Below are 19,480 nucleotides of genomic sequence, written 5' to 3'. Positions count from 1 at the left end.
CATGCCTGCCCAATTTATTTTGAATTTGTTTATCGCCTTTCTTTGGATGGTCTTAAATGATGAGGATGAGCTAAGGTTTTCCACTTTCTTTACTGGTTTTTTGACTGGTATCGTCATTATTTTTCTTATGCATCGTTTTTTTGGACAGCAGTTTTACCTTCAACGTTTTTATTATGTAGTAAAACTGATTTTTATTTTTAATTGGGAGCTATTTTTATCCGCTTTTTTGGTTATGAAACATATTGTGAGCAGAAAGGTGGATATTAAACCAGGCATTTTTTCATATAAAACGGAGCTGCAGAGCGATTGGGAAGTGACAACGCTTGCCCTGTTATTAACGCTGACCCCGGGATCCGTCGTGATGGAAATATCACCCGAAGGAAATGTGTTCTATATACATGCCCTGGATATTGAACGTTATAAAGCATCATTATTGCGCTCGCTTGGAAAATTTGAAAAAGCAATTATGGAGGTAACCCGTTAATGATTAAAATCATGCTTACTGCTGCGCTTGTTCTCTTTTCTGTTGCCATTGCGATCGCGCTTTATCGCATTATCAGCGGGCCTTCCCTCCCTGATAGGGTCGTTGCCATGGATATGATTGTGGTAAATCTCATTTCGGCCGTTGCCATCATTTCGATTTTGCTGGAGACAAAAGCGTTTCTTGAAGTCATTTTGATTTTGGGTATTCTTGCTTTTATCAGTACGATCGCCCTCTCTAAATATGTTGAGAGGGGTGTTATCATTGAACGCAAGCGAAATCGGTGAGTTTTTGGTTGTATTGCTTATTTTAATAGGCAGCATAATAAGTGTCATTAGTGCATTGGGGATTATCCGCTTTCCTGATGTATATACCCGTTCCCACGCTGCCACAAAAAGCGCGACTTTGGGTGTGTTGCTATCTCTTACGGGAGCCTTTATATACATTTGGTTGACGGACCATTTTATAAGTGTCCGCCTAATACTTGGAATTTTGTTCGTTTTTATTACCGCCCCCGTGTCGGGACACTTGATTATCCGGGCGGCTTACCGCTCTCATGTGGAGATGACGGAAGATACTGTGGAGGATGAATTAAAACCCGTTTTAAATGATAAAAGGTAATGTTTAAGCCGATTTTACACGATAAAAGGAACTGTATATGAGTGAAAAATGCAATGTTTGCAGGAAAAAGATCATGCTTCTTTTTCCTGTTTTTTTATGATGTGCAGGTTGCTTCCGGCATACGGAGTGAGGTTGTTTTTATGAACATAAGAAATTGGGATCTTTTGTAAAGATTTAGGAAAAAATAACCATAATATGTTGAATTTTGTCAGGTGTTGTAGTATTTTTTAATAAACTACATCAATATTCATGATTTTTTTCCTATTTTTGTAGTTCTAAAGTCCCATCATTAAGCTTGGTTTTGAAAATCTTTTATCAGGAAAGGCGGTATGGGCTGGAAAGAACAATAGGTGTTTTCGGTATAGATATTTGAATATTAAAAATAATCCATGTGAGAAAGGTGTAGGGCAATGAAATTATTTAGCTGGTTCTATCATTTAAAAACCTCTGTCAAGTTGATATCTGTGTTTGTGATCCTGGCTGTTTTTCAAATTGGTATAAATTTATTAGGGTTGGCAAATATGGGGGAGATAGAAAAAAATGTTGATGACATGTATAAAGAGAGATTGGCGCCCGCGGAGTACTTATCTGAAGCGAGATTTCTTTTTCAGGAATTAAGGGTGAAGTGGCGTGATGTAACGATTACGGATTCCAGTGATGAATTAATGAAAGATGTGAACGGACTTAGGGAGAAAATAGAACAAAATATACAATTGTACGGCCAGTCCTCTTTAACGAAGGAACAGGAGGCATTATTGACGAAATTTGATCAAGCATATGAAGAATATAAAACTGCTTATGATGACTCTATTTACGCCATTATTGACAGAAAAGAAGATTATAATCAGTTTGTAAATGGGGATTTGGCTGATTCACAAAGGGCCTTAGTGGATATTCTTGATCAAATGGCAGACATGGATGCTGATGTAGCATTGGAACAGTATAAACACTCGCAAGAGATGTACTCTTTTACAAAAACGGTAACGATTGTCTCTAGTGTTATTACATTTTTGTTGAGTATTGGACTTGGCCTGTTCGTAGCACGCACGATCTCAGGTCCGTTGAACAAGGTAGTCGGTTTGGTTGAAAAGGTGGCTAGCGGGGATTTAACGGAAACCGTTGATATCAAAACAAGGGATGAAATCGGCGTCTTGTCACAATCAGTGAATAAGATGGTGAGCAATCTAAGAACAACGATCCAACACATATTAAAGGCCTCCGAAAATGTATCGGCCTCCGCGGAACAATTATCTGCCAGTACTGAAGAGATTGCGGGTACCAGCACTAATCAGGCAAATGCGGCTCAGACTATGAATGAATTGTTTAAGGAACTGTCAGACGCGATTCAATCTGTGGCTTTAAATACAGAACGCGCGGCTGAGCTATCAAACGAAACGAACAAGATTGCCCAAGAAGGAGGGCAAGTCGTCCATTCTTCGGTAGAAGGGATGAATGTGATCAGCAGCCAGATGTCCCGCTTGGAAGAAGATTCAAATAAGATAGGAGAAATTGTGGAAGTCATCAATGATATAGCTGATCAAACCAACCTTCTCGCTTTAAATGCCGCCATAGAAGCCGCGCGTGCTGGAGAACAGGGACGCGGATTTGCGGTTGTTGCCGATGAAGTTCGCAATCTTGCCGAAAGAAGCAGTAAAGCTACCAAGGAAATCGCAGATATTATTAAAAACATGCAGAAAAATACTGTGCAAAGCGTTCAAGCGGTTGAGGATGGAGTCGCTTTTACAGAAAAAACAGGAGAAGCTTTTGATCACATCATTCACATGGTTAACGACACCGGACAAAAAGTAACGGAAATTGCCGGAGCAAGTGAAGAACAGGCTGCCCAATCCGCGGAAGTGCTCCGGTTTATAGAAAGCATTTCGGCCGCCACCGAAGAAGCAACAGCAAGCAGTGAAGAAACGGCCTCGACTGCTACGGCGCTTGCTGACTTGGCGGAAGAGCTCAATCAGTCAGCGGCATCGTTTAAAATCAGTTAATAGGAGGTCAGTCCCATCATGGAGACTTGCCCATAAGAATACACTTTAACAGACTATACTCAACAATATTGCCATCACAACGGTTTTTAAAAAGGAGAGGGGGTGTCAAAGGTCGGATAAATCGACTGATGGCCCCTCCTGTTTTAAGTTTGATGAGGCCCGCTGTTTTTCGGAAACCCTCTCCCCTTTATGGGTATCACCATTGTTCAATAGACCGGGAACGATTTTATGGGCCAGATGAGCACGTCATGTTAGATTGAGTGAAAATTTGTTTTTCCATAAAGAACGTTTACAATGGTGTATAACAGTAATGTTCCGACGATCGCATGTATGGCACGAAACAGGTTTCCGATTTATATCACAAAGTCGTCCCATCTTTTTCCCGCACAAATAAACATTTTCCAAGTTTGACGATCGCTTAAGGAGAGTATCGCCATGAAAAGAACAGCATTTATATGTTTACTTGTCGCGGCGTTTTTGACAGCTGCGGTTATGTTGATTGAATTGGTCGTCCGTTCACCAATGTCATCACCGCTTATACTGTTTGATTCCAAAAGTGAAGCGAAAGTCCCCAAGCTTTTAACCGGATATTCCATTTACCACGGACATTATCTTCTGGAAATGCAAAGGGATACACAAAGCGATGAAGGACGTCCGCTTGCTTTTCGCATAGGAAGCGAAGATTATCAATTGAAGCAAATACATCCGGAAAATGTGTCGTTGCCGGCGGGACAAGAAATGAAGGTAATGACGAGAAGGGGGATTGATGTCGATATTAGTAATAAGACAAGCATTCAATCCAATGAACGGAGCTTCTTTTTTAATGAATATACAATAAGCCCTGCTGAAAGCGAGACATCAATTTCTATTCAATTAAGATCTGAGTTTGGTCTAGCTCTCACCCTTTTGATCTATTTCGGCTCATTTTTATTGCCAAGTATGCTGGCGTTGGCGTTTAATCATGTTTTTTCCTGGCGCCCTCTTTTTACACTGTTTTTCCCATTTATATTGGCCGGTCTTTTGCCTTTGTTATTAAACTATCACTTTACGATGGGGTATGGGTTGCTGTTAACCGGCTCTTATATTTGGAGCATTGTTTTGTGTATTTTCCTGCCGGCGTTTCTGGCGATTGCGTTGACGGCTGCTATATATCAATACACGTTGAACAGTGAAGAGGATGAGGTTTCCCTGCCGGAAATGGAAGAGACAGGCTTTCTTTATTGGACAAGGAGGGAGACCATTGGCATTTCGCTGCTGATGGGCGGCGGTATTGCCTATTTCTTCGCACTTTTTTCCATTCCTTTATCGGTATATGTAAATATTACTGAAAAATGGTATTTGTTTATCGCTTGGTATTTGTCGGTTACCTTCATGATCATGATCGTTTATACTGCTGGGCACCGTTTTATCGGAAACTATGAAAACATTGGGCTTCAAGAGCCGTTTGCTTCTTTGAAAAAAGCGGTAGAGCAAGCGTGCGGAACGAACGTCAATCTTTTTAAGAAAAAGGAATCCCGGGACGAGACAAATGCCTGGGTGTATACTGTTCCGTTTGCTTCCAAAAAAGGCATTAACATTTATATGACCGAAGGATTAATGAAAAACTTTACATTGGCTGAGTTACAAGCTATCTTATTTCATGAAATTGGCCATATTAAGCTGAAACATGGCCGATTAATCTTGGCGACCACTATTTGTGCAATGGTCGCAATTAGTTCGCTGATGTTTTTCGCGAGAAAAATCATGTTGGGATATGGATGGGGATATTATACTTTCTTGCTTTCGATCAGCATGGTTGGGGTCGTAATGCTTATGAAATGGCTCCCGAATAAAATCAGTAAACTGTTCGAACATCAGGCTGATGAATATGCCGTGAGACAATTGGGGGATGCGGAACTATATATTCGAACATTGGTGAAACTTCATGATATCAGCGAAGAAGAGGAAGGCGAATGGACGCCGAAAAGGAAAGAATGGAAGGAAATTCATCCATCCTTGCAAAAAAGAATTCATTATATTAAAGGTTTACATGGGGTATAGGGCGGTGTTTATGATCACTTGGATTTAACAGTGGATAAAGAGTTTATTTATACCCTTTCCAATTTTTTATGAATGAAGAATATGTGAAATGCATGGGGGAACGAGGTCAACCTTTGGTATGGCTTCTTGTTATACGACATTGCTTTTAAGCGAACCATTATGGTCGGTGATCGTTCGATGGCAAGCGCAGTAAATAATTGGCTTGCCGTGAATAAAAGTGCTTGGTAATATCCAATCATGAGAGTGCTTATGACTAACTTATTACTTGAGACTTCTATTTCGTGAAAAAATGAATGAAGCTTTTCAACGCTGTTTCCATTTTGTTTCTTATTTGTTTCAAGTTTTCTCTTACTTTTTCCTGTCGCGGTCGAATTATGGTCTATGGGAGAAAAACTCCACGGGATTTAACAGGAAACAATTTATCCATATGTAAGCCACTAATACGCTCCACGTTATTTCTCCATACATACAATACCCTATTTTCTAATTGATTTGGATTTTGTTCCTCATCATAGCCATAGCGAATGGATCATGTCTTTCATATGTGTTTTCCCTCCTAAATGACTCCGTTATAGGCGTCTGGATCACCGATTATTCTACATAATAAACAATTTCTTTTGAGCTGCATTCCTCCTGTTCCTACGTCATTCGATTTTCTCCTGGGTAAGGGGATTTTTTCCTCTTTTTGCATCTGATCGTGCGCCACAAACAACGATTGGTGAGACTTATGATTCTGTATTTTGGATTACGTATGCGGGTCTATTTTCCCAATAATGTTTATCCTGATTCAATTGGATTTTCAGTCTTTATTCCTGAAACTATTGGAAATTTTAACAAAATTACTAATTCTTAAGCATTGTTTTCTTCGGAATGTAAACAAAATTCAGAATAAAGTGATATAATCTTCTATGCTTAGACAATTTTTAGGGGGAGGGTAAAAATTGAGAGCAAAAAGGTTGTTGTCATTTCTTCTTGCTGTCACAAGTACTTTGGCGTTAACTGCCACTTCATTTGTTATCACCCCATTGGAAGCAATATCTGCAGAACCTGTTTCTGAAAAGGAAGTCGAGTTGGAGCAGGAAATGGCGCATGTCCAAATGATTGTCCCAGATCAAAAGACATTAGAAGAGTTGGTCGCCAACGGTTATGATATAGCAGGAATAAACACGCGGAATGATGATATCGAGGTTCAATTAGTTGTGAGCCAGGCGGAAATGGAATTGCTAAAACGTCAAGGCCTAACGGTAAAAGTTATTCAAACATCCGAAGAGGCAAAACAGCAGTTAAGGCAGCAGCAAAAGAAAATGCAGCGTCTCCAACAACAGGCGGAAGATAAATTGAACATTTTCAGATCGGATTATTTCAAGAACCAATCGGGAACATTTTTATACTTGGAAGTGAAGTCTAGCGCGGGTCCGGATGTCGCAATGACAGCTGAGTGGACAAACTCGAATGGTGAAAAAGAGACGGCAATGATGACAAGAAAAGTCGATTCCGGCGAGTATCTCTATCACTATGTCTTAAAAGATATTGAAGCGGTTCCGGAAAAGGTCACTATCACAACACAACTGGGCGGGAAGATTGAAACAACATTAAAAGAATGGATTGGTGATGGAACCCCTTCTGAAGATGAGTACTTCAGCGATTTTGTTGATCACTATATGACACCTATTGAAATCACCGAACGAATAGAACAACTGGCAAAAGAGTTTCCCGAACTGGCTGAAATCGTGACGCTGCCTAATAAAACAAACGGATATAGAAGAAAGGCGCAAGCGACAATTGGAAGCACGGTGAATTCAGCGTTCGTTTTGACATCACAGGCATGGGGGCATGAAGGCGGAAACGACATAGAGATCGATCTAAAGGCTCCCGATAAAGCAAATGAACATATAAGCGTTTCTGTTGAAGGTAATAAGATAACCGTTCGTTTGGGAACGGATGGTTCTTCCAAGCCAAACAGTACAGCTGATCAAGTCATTGCTGCCATGAATGGGGCGGCCGGTCAGCTAATAAAGGCGACAAGATATAGAAATTCAAACGGGACTGGAATCGTTCAACCAGAATCCGGGATCAAACTCTCAGACTTTTTGAATGCGCCGAAAGAGGTTTCCAGGGAGCCGCAAGAAGTGAAAGCCATCCGAATTGGAAAAGTAAGGGACGGTTCCAAACCGGGAGTATTGGGATACTCGCAGGAACATGCCCGTGAATGGGTAACCCCTCTCGTTTCTGTAGAAACTGCAGAGCGCTTGCTGCGAAACTATCATACAGATGAGAATACGAAAACACTTGTAGATAATTTGGATATTTTTATTGTGCCAAGCGTCAATCCTGATGGCGGGCTATATTCCTTCTACGATTATAATATGCAGCGAAGAAATTTGGTCAATTATTGCGGACCGGAAGGATCTGATTCCGCCAACAGAAATTCTTGGGGAGTGGACTTAAATCGAAATCACAAAGTCGGAACCGTGTATGAAGGCTGGATTGGCGGTTCAACAAACTGCCTATCTGATCTTTATGCCGGACCGGAGCCATCATCCGAGCCGGAAAGCCGCAATTTGACTTGGTTGGCAGAACAAAACCCGAACATTACATTTGCCATGAATATCCATTCACATGGCGGTTACTTTATGTGGTCACCTGGTGCATATGATGCGAATCGCAAGACACTCCCTCGTCCCACTGCCGGTCAGGAAGCCTATTTCTGGCAAGCATCCGAACATATTTTGAAAAGAATTAAGGAGCACCGTGGAACCGTTATTTTACCGGGGCGGACGGGACCGATTCCGGATGTACTATATTCTGCGGGAGGAAACTCTGCGGACACACTTTGGTATGAATATGGGATTTATGCGTGGAATTTCGAAGTGGGAGCTCCATTGTGGGATTCGGACACGAAACGTTGGGTCAGTGTCGGATTCCAGCCGGATTTTGAAGAAGGACATGCAGAAGCAATGGAATTTGCGAGCGGTTTGATCGGGCTGTTGGAAGTAGCTTATCAAAATGCCACCGATGAAACAAATCCTGAATCAACTCTTAGTGTTGAAGAAGGCACATATCATGAGCCGATCGAAGTGACGTTTAAGACGAGTGAACCGGCTACTGTCTACTATACACTTGATGGCTCAAGACCGACATTGGATTCCAATGTGATCAGAGTGGCTGGCACAAGAGAAGGGGCGGAAACGTTAACCATTGAAGAAACGACAACGATTAAATGGTTCTCGGTTGATGCCGCCGGAAATATTGAAAATGGCTACGATCCGGATGGTGAAGAAAATCAATATAACGAAGCCGCCATTGTCATCGACTATTTGCCGGAAGGTGTAACGGCCAATGGCATGAAGTCACTTGTGGAGCGTTTTGAGAAAGACGGAGAGTTCGCCGGTGAAGTCGCTGCCCGGGCACTCAAAACCCATTTGGCTGCGGTAGACCTTTACGAAAGGCAAAAGGATGCGGCAAAAGTAGCCAAGCATATGAAGAGCTTCCATACTTTACTTGAGCAGCAGGAGAAAAATGAACTCGTTTCTGCGAAAGTAGTACGAATTCTCAAGCCCTATTCCGACAAGTTGATTGAATTATGGGACCCGCAATTTGCTTCCGACAGGGCCATGAAACATCTTCAACATTTAAGTGTGGATATTGGTCCGAGAGTGACGGGGACTGAACAAGAAAAACAAGCTGCCCAATATATCAAAACAGAATTTGAAAAAATGGGTTACGAGGTGTCTACTCAAGAATTTGATATTCGCGGCGGCCAAAAATCGCAAAATGTCATTGCAGTCAATAAGCCAAAGGGAATTAGCAACCCTGAACTCGTCTATGTAACAGCGCATTATGACAGTGTGTCCCGCTCTCCCGGCGCGAATGACAATGGATCGGGAACCTCGACAATGCTTGAATTGGCAAGGGCGATGAAGCACTTGGAGACGACGAAAGAAATTAGATTTGTCGCATTTGGCGCGGAGGAGATCGGGTTGGTGGGCTCCAGATATTATGTCGGCCAGTTGCCGGCAGGAGATATCGAAAGAAGCATCGCCAATTTCAATTTGGATATGGTTGGCACAAAATATGAGTCAGCTTCCCAATTACATGTGAATACGGTTGATGGAAATTCCAATCTTGTTTGGGAATCAGTGAAAGCGGCATCTGAACAGTTAGAGATCGATGAGGGTATATTAAACCTTTATCAATTTAGCAGATCGGACCATGTGCCGTTTCATGAAGCCGGTATTGATGCCGCCCTATTTATCTGGATGGTTCCGGGAACCGCCGGCTTGGAGCCTTGGTACCACACGCCCGATGACAAAATTGAAAACATTAGTCCTGAAAGAGTGCAATTAGTCGGCAATGTTATTCAGTCGGCTGTAACGGAACTCATTACCCAAAAACAAGCAATTGAGAAAACAAAAGCTTCCTAGTGTAATCGTTTTTTGAAAGGGGTCAATAGGATGAGAGGTTATGAGAAAACAAAAAATTCACATATTTACTTTCTTTCCGTCATCTACTTGTTCTTTTTTATCACCTCTCATCTGATCACTCCGACCAATGCGTATTATACCCATCAAGAAAGCATTGTTGGAGAGATTGCAGTCATTGCGGAATTAGAAGAGCGCGGGGAGCCCGGCGCTCAATCGGAAGACCATGAACAAAATTCGCAGGCAGAAGTGACAAAAACTGGTGAAAAAGATACACAACACAAAACGGTTGAACAGGTGGAAAAAAAGGAGAACAAAGCAGGTAAGGTTGAGACAAAAAAGCAAACGGACAATGATGCGGCAGCTTCCAGCAAATTCAAGTCTGAAAATGAGTATTTGGATCATCCTGTTCCAACTGACATAAATGAGAAAGAAGAAAAGCAAGCGCTCAATGAAAAGACTCCGTAAATCGAATATGGACATGTTTGCGACAGACTGGGGTGAAACTTTGTGATGAACTGGCAAACAACCAAAAAGGCAATTGGCCATACTTTTTCCACCCTCATATTGCTGATTCTGGCTATTGTTTTATTAAACGTGGCCATATCTAAAGCATCCGGCAAAAATCCGAGCATCTTTGGGTATGAAATGAAAGCTGTTCTGTCCGGTTCAATGGAACCCGGCATTAAAACTGGCTCTATTATATTGATGAAGCAAAAGTCGCAAGGGGATCAATATAAAAAAGGCGACGTTATTACCTTTATTACGAAAGAGAATCTCCTCATTACACATAGAATTGAGGAAGTACATGCAAAAGGCCGCTATTTTACGACAAAAGGAGATAACAATAACGGCCCCGATTTGGATCCTGTCTATATCGAAAATATAATCGGACAGTATACAGGGGTGGCGATACCGTATGCGGGTTATATGTTCAAATGGACCGATTCTTCGTTAGGAGCCGCCCTCATCCTGTTTTTGCCGGGAATACTCTTAATCGGCTATGGCTTTTTGACCGTATGGAGAACAGTAAGAATGGCCAAAAGTTATCAAACAATCCGCTGAATAAATAATTTCTTGTTCTCATAAGGAACAATTGTATAAAAATGAAATCTTTTGGGGGAATGAACAATGGGAATGAAAAAACGTATTGGCATGGGGATAATGTCGGCGGCTCTCGGGATCGCGCTTATTGGCGGAGGAACTTATGCTTATTTCAGCGACAGCGAGGTGACAAACAACACCTTTGCGGCGGGTACGCTCGACTTGACTGTCGCTCCGACGGAAATTATCAACATTGAGAATATGAAACCGGGAGATTCTTTTATTCGTGAATTTAAATTAGGAAATGGCGGTACATTGGATATCGACAAAGTGTTTATTGAAACAGACTACACCGTAAGTGATCCGCAAGGGGACAATACCAAAGATTTTGCGGAGCATATTCAAGTGGAATTTCTCTTTAACGTAAACAATTTTAATGAAGTGATTTTTAAAACGACATTGGCCGAATTGAAAGAGATGACACCGGAAGCGATCAATCAACATATATTTTACCCCGAGCTTGGGGAAAAAGGACTTCCGGCCGGGAAGGCTCATGATTTTCTCGTTGAATTCAGCTTTGTAGATAACAAAGAGGATCAAAATCAATTTCAGGGAGATTCCTTACAGTTGGCTTGGACGTTCCAAGCGACACAAAAGCCGGGTGAAAAACGATAATTCATAGAGTTTGAGTTTTATAACTGCTTGGGAGTTCCCTTCGATTCAGTATGACAGATGCTTCACCGCAACACCATAAAGAGATGAATAAATCAAAAGGGAGAGATTCAATGTTAAGGACGCGTGTGTGTTTCATCGTCATAACTTTATTTCTCATGTTCTCCTTCAGTGGAATGGCAGGGGCAGCATCTGACAGCATCGTTGGTTCAGAAATAATGAAATATGATGAAATGGTGCAAGTTTTAGAACAATTGGAAGAACAAAGTGGCGGCAAGCTGGATGTGTTTACACTAAAGGAAATAGGGATTGAAGAAGGAAGAAGTGAGACAGGCAAGGATCTTTATATTGCAAAAATAGGTAATGGGAACAAGAAAATATGGGTTCAGGGACGCATTCATGGAAATGAGCCGTATGGAACAAACGCCACGCTGCGTCTGATTGAAAATTTGATAAATGAAAAAGATGCTTCCGACAAAAAAATCATGGATGAATTAACGGTTTATTTTATCCCCATGTACAATGTCGATGGCGCTGAAAGGAATCAGCGGGGAACGATCCTGTATGACCATGAAACAGGAGAACCGAAATTAGTAGATGGCAGAACAGTTACGGTTGATTTAAACAGAGACTGGGTTGAAGGCGGATTTCAGGCGATCGAATCGATCGGGTATTACAAATTCTGGACCCAAGTACAGCCTGAATTTATGATGGACATTCACCATCAGGGAAGCAAAAATTTCTATGGGACAAGTATCCCCGTATCTTTGTCACTCGGCATTTCTTTAAATCCGGGGGGACCAACATTGCCTCATATTCAGGGCGGACGATATGAGGATTTGACGCGCCAGGCGATGGTTACCGTATTCGATGCGATGAAACCGTATAAAGAGTACACCGTCGACCAATATATTACAGGCCCTAACGTCATTGATATCCGGGGCGGCGTTTCATCCGGTATGATGCTTGGTATTAATTATGAAGGTCTTAATCCGAATGGACACAGCAATCCCGCTGTTTTCTTAGAGACGTCCGGTCAATTTTTGGATGGGGAGCGCGAGCCTTTAGTTCAGCAAAATGTGATTGCGACTCATGCTTTTTTATACGGGCTGGCTTCCGGTGATTTGTATCAAGCCGATCCTGAACGGTGGAATGAAGTGCCAATCCGCCCAATTAGCGGCTTTAACACCGATTATCAGGGGATCATTCCTATCATTCCTCCCCGGCCGGAAATACCTGTAAAAGTATCTGCGCTTCATATAAAAGAAACGATTGAACGCTATGAGGAGTTGGGGAAATTTACGAACAGCGGTGCCGCGCAAGCGTTGAAGATGCACGCGACAGCTTTAAGCCATTATGAAGCCAAAGGTCAGATGGATAAAGTGGTTAAACATATGGCGGCTTTTCATCAGTTGCTTGACCATCATAAAGATGGCATGACGACTGGAGCGTATCAAATGCTGAAAGGAAATTCCGATTATTTCATCAATCAGCTTCATCAGCCTGACAATGGCTCGTCCGTTGCAAACGCCGGCTAAAGGCAATATGTGCGGAACTTTTTTGATAGCTGCGGGCTACGGCGACGTTTCATCCGGCATGTTGCTTGACATTCATTATGAAGGGGAATGCGGTTGGACGCAGCGCCTTTGAAACGAAAAGTAACAAAATGTCCTGCAACACAAAGGAGCAACTGTCTTTTTGAGATCAAACATTATTGAGGGGGAATGAAAAATGGGAATGAAAAAACGTATTGGCATGGGTATGATGTCGGCGGCTCTCGGGATCGCGCTTATCGGGGGAGGAACTTACGCTTATTTTAGCGATAGAGAGGTGACAAACAACACCTTTGCGGCGGGTACTCTGGACTTGACTGTCGCTCCGACTGAAATCATCAACATTGAAAATATGAAACCGGGAGACTCTTTTATTCGTGATTTTGAATTAGGAAATGGCGGCACTTTGGATATCGACAAAGTGTTTATTGAAACAGACTATACCGTAAGTGATCCGCAAGGGGACAACACCGAAGATTTTGCGGAGCATATTGAAGTGGAATTTCTCTACAACGTAGACAATCTGGATGAAGTGATTTTTAAAACGACGTTGGCCGAATTGAAAGAGATGACACCGGAAGCGATCAATCAGCATATATTTTATCCCGAGTTTGGGGATAAAGGACTTCCGGCCGGGGAGATTCACGATCTTGTCGTCAAATTCAACTTTATGGATAACGAAGAGGACCAAAACCAATTTCAGGGAGATTCCTTACAATTGACCTGGACATTCAACGCAACGCAAAAGCCGGGTGAACAGCGATAAGAAATAATTGGAGCAGGGTTTTCTGCTCCAATTTAGCTGAACTTTCATTGAATGATGATCGAAGGAGGCTTTTATATGAAGTCAGGCCGCTTTGGAAGATCTATTTCCCTTTTCATCATCTTTTTTCTATTAATGGGATTTTCACCAAAAAATTCAGCTTTTCAGACTATGAATCTGATAGATTCACCTGTTGCGACTCAAGATAAAGATGATATTAGTATTGCCAACATGAAAGCCCTTATGGAGATTTTTCAAAAAGATGGGGAATTTTCCACTCCGGAAACTTATCGTGCATTAAGCACCCATATGACTGCAGTGGGGCATTATGAGGAACGAAAGTTATATAAGAAAGCGATCAAGCATATGGAAAGCTTTCACATTTTGTTACACAAACACCACGAAAACAAGCATATTTCCAATCATGCGGCAAATATTTTAAAAGAGTATGCGGATGCCTTAATAAAAAAGTGGGAAGCCGTTTTTGACTCTGAGCGAGTCATGGATCATATACGGGAATTAAGTGCAGGAATTGGGCCGCGGGTTGCCGGAACGGAAGAAGAAAAGAAAGCGGCGGAATATTTGAAAAAGCAATTTCAAAGCTTTGGCTACGATGTTTCCATTCAAGAGTTTCCCATTAACAATCGAGTGGAAAGGACATTGCGCATTTTAACTGATAAAAACAAGGAACTCCCGGTGGGAGCGGCGAGTGGATCGGCCAAAACAGATGAGCATGGCATTACAGCCGAATTATATTATGCGAATCATGGACTTTCTGGAGACTTTTCTGATGAAGCAAAAGGGAAAATCGCATTAGTTCGAAGAGGTGAGAATACTTTCTGGGAAAAAGTGCGGAATGCGACGAATGCGCAAGCGGCAGGGGTCATCATTTATGATCATGAGGAAAGCCTTGCTCCACTACGACCGACGCTAAATAACAACAGCACCATTCCGGTTGTGGGTGTTACAAAAGTGGATGGCGAATCATTACGGGAGCAGCTTTCAAAAGGGTCGGCAAAAGCGAATCTCATCATTCGCACCCATACAAATCAAACATCACAAAATGTGGTGGCGGTGAAAAAGCCGTCCGATGTTACAAATCCTGAAATCGTTTATGTTACGGCTCATTATGACAGTGTTCCTTATTCGCCAGGAGCCAATGACGATGGCTCCGGGACTGCCGCTATTGTTGAGATGGCTAGGATGATGAAAGACTTGCCAACTGATAAAGAGCTGAGGTTCATTGCTTTTGGTGCGGAAGAAATCGGTTTGGTCGGTTCGCATTATTATGTCGATCACTTGCCAAAAGAAGACCTTGATCGTAGCGCGATTCATTTCCAGATGGAGATGATGGGCGCAAAATATGAACCGGCCTCATACCTGGCCTTTAATACTGTGGATGGCGAACCTAATATCGCTTGGGATTATATGAACGCCGCATTTGACAAATGGGGGAAAGATAAAGAAAAACTGATCCTGTTTCAGAGAGGGTTGTCAGATCATGTTCCATTCCACAATGCGGGCATAACGGCCGTATGCTTTAATATGGGAACCGCCAATGGCGGATTGGAGCCGGAGTATCACACGTCATATGACACGATCGAAAATATCAGTCCGGAAAGGCTCCAATTTGCAGGGGATATGATAAGTACGGCTATATTGGATTATGTGGCGGATCATCATCCCCAACAAACTCATTTAAAGGATGCTTCATAATGGCAAAATGGACTCTATCTTGATCTCTGGGGAGATGGAACGAGGGGGAAAAGAATGGGTAATCAAAATAAACTCGGCATTGGCCTAATGTCGATCTTGCTAGGCATTTCATTAATAGGAGGAGGAACGTACGCTTATTTCAGTGATCATAAAGTCTCTGGTAACACATTTGCATCGGGAACTCTTGATTTGTCTGTGAACCCTGAAACACTCATTCAAGTAAAAAATATCAAGCCCGGAGATTCTTTTCTCCGTGACTTTAAATTGGAAAACAAAGGTTCTTTGGACATTGGAAAAGTGATCATCGAGACAGACTATGAGGTTATTGATGCAAAAGGTGACAATACAGAAGATTTTGGTGAACATATTTCAGTAGAGTTTTTGTTGAATATGGATAAACACAATCAACCTATTTACAAAACGACACTGGCAAGATTAAAAAATATGACCCCGGATGCTGTTGCTACAAATATTACGATTCCCGCTTTTGGTGAAGAGGGGTTGCCCATTGGTTCCAGTGACCGCCTTGTTGTAAAGTTCCAATTTGTTGACAATGGCCAAGATCAAAATCAATTTCAGGGTGATTCATTGAATTTGGGATGGACGTTTATAGCGGTTCAAGCGGACGGGACTGATCATTAACAGTTAGAGGAAAAAGTGTACTCACATTGTTTCGAATACGCTTTTTTCTGATTGAACAAGACTCACGTCAATATAAAAAGGGGTTCTAGTAAATGGATGAGGGGCATTTTTTCACCACAATTGTTGCCGGATACTGTCGCAAGAGGTTTCTGATGTGGTTGCATGGAAGAAAAAATTCCCATTACCCGGCGCCGATCTGCATGCCGGTACTGTTTCGATTGGAGGTCCTTTTTATCTTTGGAAACAGTTTGACTGTATCAACCCGTTGAAAAATTTTTATCCCCCGATCCGAGTAAAGGGACTATGAATGAAAACTCCGCAAGGGATGGGCGACTTACAATATGGTAGTGAACCTTAACCTTGAACGTCGTGCTGCCTTTCGGGGAACAGGCGGTAAACAAGCCGAGGAAGCTGAAGAGACCTGTGGAAAGCGGAATATGTTGACGTAGCGATGATAGGGATTTTTTTAACACAAATAAACCGAACAATTATAAATGAATTGTTCGGCTTTTGCTATTTCGTATTTGCTTGTGTCCCAGTCTCATTTTCTTTTTAATAATATGGAGAAATCATGACATATACGAGTACGCCTGTAAGACTGACATATAGCCAAATCGGCATTGTCCAGCGGGCTATTTTTTTGTGGCGCTCATTTTCCATGTTCCAGGCGCGAGCGACGCTTGTTAACGCCAGCGGCACGATGGCAGCAGCCAGTAGCACGTGGGAAATGAGTATAAAATAATATAAAGCCGCCATCCAGCCCGTTCCTCCATACGAGGTGGAGGGAGCTAAAAAGTGATACGTGACATACGTGATGAGGAAAAGAAATGTCGTTGTGAAAGCAGCGTAAATAAATCTGCGGTGAACGGTGATATTCCGCTTTAAAATGGCGATAAGCGCCGAAAATAAAAATATAAACGTAAAGCTGTTTAAAATGGCGTTTATCAACGGGAGAATGGTAACATCAAACGCATCGAAGTTTTCCACTCCCGGCAGTCCGAATAGAATACCGATTGCTCCGATCAAGATGATGGAAATCGCCGTGATAGCAGGACGATAGTTTCGTTTTTTGTATACAACGGGGTTATTCATAGCTTGACACACTCCGTCACTTTTTATGTTTAGTGTATCATAATCTTTTTACCAGGGCGCAACGGGACGAAAAGGTTCACATTCTTTTCATGAATGATCGTGAAACGAAACAACAAGAGAAGAGGGTCCCTGGCTGTCAGACTTCTAACTTGTTAAATGGAAGAGGGCGTCCAAAGGTCGAAAAGTTGACTTCGGGGACGCCCTCAGAATAGATTATATTTTTTTGTCTAGCTTAAAGGTTGCAACCGAGGCATTTAGCTCCTCAGCCAGTTCAGTTAAAGCATTGGCTGTTGAAGCAGTTTCCTCACTGCTGGCAGCGGCTTCTTCTGTTGTGGCTGAAATGCTCTCAATATAGGAGAGTATTTCGGATGTCTGGGCAGATTGCTCTTCACTGGCGCTGGCAATTTCTGTTACTTTATTCCCGGTGTCATTAATCATTTGAATAATATTTTCGAAGGCCTCGCCGGATTGCTTTGTTGTCGCGACTCCTTCTTCAACGGATTTCACACTAAGGATAGTGGCGTCTTGCATATGTTTAATAATGTCGGATATTTCACTTGTTGCCTCACTGCTTCGTTCCGCCAGCTTGCGGACTTCGTCGGCTACTACGGCAAATCCGCGACCTTGTTCTCCCGCCCTCGCTGCTTCTATTGCTGCATTTAGAGCAAGAAGGTTTGTTTGATCGGCAATATCATTGATGACTTCTATAATTTCGCCAATTTTATTGGAATCTTCTTCGAGTGCGGACATTTGGACGCTCACCATATTGGCTCCCTCGACAGAGGAGTGGACGACTTGTTCTCCTTCTTGGGCAATTTTAATCGTCCTATTTGAATATTCCGCGGCTTGTTCCGTATTTTGGGCAATGGAAGCAATGGCAGCCGCCAATTCTTTAAATAATTCGTTGATCGTTTGCGCGGCATTCGCCTGATTTGTACTGGCGCTGGCGACTTCTTCAGTGCTGGCTGAAAGTTGCTCGGCGGAAGCTGATAAATTTTCTGAAGCACCTAAAATGTTTTGAATAGTGGCCCGCAAATTTCCAATCATCTTGTTTACAGAGCGGGCGAGAATTCCGATTTCATCTTTAGCCTGTATATCGACTGTTTCGGATAGGTCACCGTCAGCTACTTTTTCCACTAAATCAGCCACTTTTCCAAGTGGACGAGAAATGATTCTGGCAATGAAGATGCCGAACAATATACTTAGTAAAAAGATAAAAGCAATAATGCCTATCGTTATCATGAATGTAGTGGAATATACTTTTTGCGCGTCCTTTTGGGCTTGTTCGGCAGCAGCAGCGTCCATGTCCATAAGGTCATTCAATTCATTGATCAGCCCATTTTGAATATTTAGCAATCCGCCATTAAGGCTTAACAAATATTCTTCGCTTTTTCCTTCCGTCGCCAATTGGAGGGCGCGATCATATGAATTGTTGTGTGATTCCCAAATATTATTAAATCTGTATACTTTACTTTCCTGTTCTTCTGTTAATTCGCTTTTACTGTATGCGCTAACATGTCCTTCAATTTCTTTTCTGATTCTCTTAATATCTTCAACTAACTTTTCGGTTTCTTGTTGTGTCTTCGTCAAATACAAATCCCTGCTGGCCAATCTCAATTGTTGGACTAAATCCCGGGCTTCCGCCACTTCTTGTATTGGTTTCAAGTTATTGTTATACATGTTGGAAATGGAATGATTTAATGTGTTCATTTGAGTCAACCCGACCACTCCGGTTCCCACTTGAAGCAATGCGAGAATAAGGAAAGCTGTGATCAATTTTACTGCCGTTTTTAAGTTTAAAAACCAATTAAAAATCTTCATCTTTATTACACCAACCCCTACATAATATGAAAATAATATTTACTGTTAATAATGGTTAAAAAGGATGATTTAACCTTTTCGCATCACCTCTAAATGATCCATGTAAAGGAACGACCGTTCTTATTAGATGTATGGGGTCAAATGAAGGAAGGCGGCGTTGTTAACGAAGGCTTTGTTTAATCCGGCTCCTCATTCGACAAAATTTAGCAAAAAATTCAGTTCCTACATTATATTTAATCGGCATAAATTTTAAAAAATGAAGTCATCTCATGAAAGAAGTTTTTCATCATGTGATGAGAAGTAAATAAATGTAAATGTATGGATATAAATTGGGGATTACTGTAAATGTTTTCCAAATATATTTTCTGAATTGGAGTTTTTCCCTATAAAGGTTTCTCTTCGCCAATCTACAATTCTTTAATGTTCCTACCAGTCTCTCATGTATTGTTCTGAATTGCTATACAAATCGATCGATTTCGATCATATGGGACTGAAACGTACATTTTATTCTCCAAAGAGGGATACCCAGCCGAAGAAAATCTTTGTTAGAACCAAAGTTTCGACGTTTCCCGGTATCGCGGAGTTGACTTCTCTTCTTTACAGTGCGATTGTGCGCT

Annotated in this window: 15 protein-coding genes; 13 read left to right on the top strand and 2 right to left on the bottom strand. The window is 41.9% G+C overall.

What is annotated here, in order from left to right; all coding sequences use genetic code 11:
* Nucleotide 1 precedes the first annotated feature (1 nt).
* The 13 genes from JOC94_RS08970 (at nt 2) to JOC94_RS08910 (ending at nt 15,950) form a co-directional block, all read left to right on the top strand.
* Nucleotides 2-484, top strand: a complete 483-nt coding sequence (locus tag JOC94_RS08970; protein ID WP_077113613.1) for a Na+/H+ antiporter subunit E — start codon at nt 2-4, stop codon at nt 482-484.
* Nucleotides 484-768, top strand: coding sequence for a Na(+)/H(+) antiporter subunit F1 (locus tag JOC94_RS08965; RefSeq protein WP_077113612.1), 285 nt, complete (start codon nt 484-486; stop codon nt 766-768). The genes JOC94_RS08970 and JOC94_RS08965 overlap by 1 nt, the downstream gene beginning before the upstream one ends.
* Nucleotides 746-1,102 (top strand): Na+/H+ antiporter subunit G, encoded by a 357-nt coding sequence (locus JOC94_RS08960; protein ID WP_077113611.1) that lies wholly within the window; start codon nt 746-748, stop codon nt 1,100-1,102. Before JOC94_RS08965 ends, JOC94_RS08960 begins: the two co-directional genes overlap by 23 nt.
* Before the next feature lie 410 nt (nt 1,103-1,512).
* Entirely contained in the window at nt 1,513-3,099 is a 1,587-nt protein-coding gene (locus tag JOC94_RS08955; protein ID WP_205179134.1) for a methyl-accepting chemotaxis protein, read from the top strand.
* Nucleotides 3,100-3,534: 435 nt separating this feature from the next.
* A complete protein-coding gene (locus tag JOC94_RS08950; RefSeq protein ID WP_205179132.1) occupies nt 3,535-5,139 on the top strand; it encodes a M48 family metalloprotease in 1,605 nt (534 codons plus the stop codon).
* A gap of 941 nt (nt 5,140-6,080) precedes the next feature.
* Complete coding sequence (locus JOC94_RS08945) at nt 6,081-9,563, top strand: M28 family peptidase (protein WP_205179123.1); 3,483 nt, start codon at nt 6,081-6,083, stop codon at nt 9,561-9,563.
* Between the two features lie 30 nt (nt 9,564-9,593).
* Entirely contained in the window at nt 9,594-10,028 is a 435-nt protein-coding gene (locus tag JOC94_RS08940; RefSeq protein ID WP_205179121.1) for a hypothetical protein, read from the top strand.
* Between the two features lie 45 nt (nt 10,029-10,073).
* Nucleotides 10,074-10,625: a signal peptidase I SipW gene (gene sipW, locus JOC94_RS08935; RefSeq protein WP_205179119.1), complete on the top strand. Its 552-nt coding sequence runs from the start codon at nt 10,074-10,076 to the stop codon at nt 10,623-10,625.
* Between the two features lie 66 nt (nt 10,626-10,691).
* Nucleotides 10,692-11,279 (top strand): CalY family protein, encoded by a 588-nt coding sequence (locus JOC94_RS08930; protein WP_205179117.1) that lies wholly within the window; start codon nt 10,692-10,694, stop codon nt 11,277-11,279.
* Between the two features lie 110 nt (nt 11,280-11,389).
* On the top strand, nt 11,390-12,814 hold the full coding sequence (locus JOC94_RS08925) for a M14 family zinc carboxypeptidase (protein ID WP_205179115.1): 1,425 nt from the start codon (nt 11,390-11,392) through the stop codon (nt 12,812-12,814).
* 193 nt (nt 12,815-13,007) lie between these two features.
* Entirely contained in the window at nt 13,008-13,595 is a 588-nt protein-coding gene (locus JOC94_RS08920) for a CalY family protein (protein ID WP_077113602.1), read from the top strand.
* Between the two features lie 75 nt (nt 13,596-13,670).
* Complete coding sequence (locus JOC94_RS08915) at nt 13,671-15,308, top strand: M20/M25/M40 family metallo-hydrolase (RefSeq protein ID WP_205179113.1); 1,638 nt, start codon at nt 13,671-13,673, stop codon at nt 15,306-15,308.
* A 54-nt stretch (nt 15,309-15,362) separates the two neighbouring features.
* Nucleotides 15,363-15,950 carry a CalY family protein gene (locus JOC94_RS08910; RefSeq protein ID WP_205179111.1) on the top strand — a complete coding sequence of 196 codons (588 nt, stop codon included), beginning with the start codon at nt 15,363-15,365 and terminating at the stop codon, nt 15,948-15,950.
* A 552-nt stretch (nt 15,951-16,502) separates the two neighbouring features.
* Here the strand turns inward: JOC94_RS08910 and JOC94_RS08905 are convergent.
* Nucleotides 16,503-17,042: a DUF420 domain-containing protein gene (locus JOC94_RS08905; RefSeq protein ID WP_205179109.1), complete on the bottom strand. Its 540-nt coding sequence runs from the start codon at nt 17,040-17,042 to the stop codon at nt 16,503-16,505.
* A 213-nt stretch (nt 17,043-17,255) separates the two neighbouring features.
* Entirely contained in the window at nt 17,256-18,863 is a 1,608-nt protein-coding gene (locus tag JOC94_RS08900) for a methyl-accepting chemotaxis protein (RefSeq protein ID WP_077113597.1), read from the bottom strand.
* Between the last annotated feature and the right edge of the window lie 617 nt (nt 18,864-19,480).

The sequence above is a fragment of the Siminovitchia thermophila genome (genome assembly GCF_016909185.1).
Lineage (GTDB): Bacteria > Bacillota > Bacilli > Bacillales > Bacillaceae_C > Siminovitchia > Siminovitchia thermophila.
This window is presented reverse-complemented; position numbering and strand designations above follow the sequence as displayed.